This window comes from Pauljensenia sp. UMB3104, assembly GCF_030217285.1.
In the GTDB taxonomy this organism is placed as follows: domain Bacteria; phylum Actinomycetota; class Actinomycetes; order Actinomycetales; family Actinomycetaceae; genus Pauljensenia.
Window position 1 is genome coordinate 1 of sequence record NZ_JASONN010000599.1, and the last position, 236, is coordinate 236.

The window sequence follows — 236 nt, forward strand, 5'->3', positions numbered from 1 at the left end:
ATCATGGGACAGGGACTGGGTGTGAAGACCATGAATCTTCCGGTTTCCACCGGCAAGATTCAGTTCAGGCAGGCAGAGGGCGCATCCGTCGCCGCTCAATCACCCCAGGTGATTCAGGTTGATGGTGACGCGATCGGAACTGCGCGAACCGTTCACGTCCGGCTTGATCCACAGGCTCTAGATATTGCGGTTCCCGGCCTCGAAAACTGAAACCGGGAAATAAGCAGTCAGCCGTT

1 pseudogene is annotated in these 236 nt (G+C 56.4%); it reads left to right on the plus strand.

From position 1 onward, the window contains the following. Positions 1-210 (plus strand): annotated as a pseudogene (locus QP415_RS12935) (diacylglycerol/lipid kinase family protein); the annotation flags it as partial. Positions 211-236: the final 26 nt, after the last annotated feature.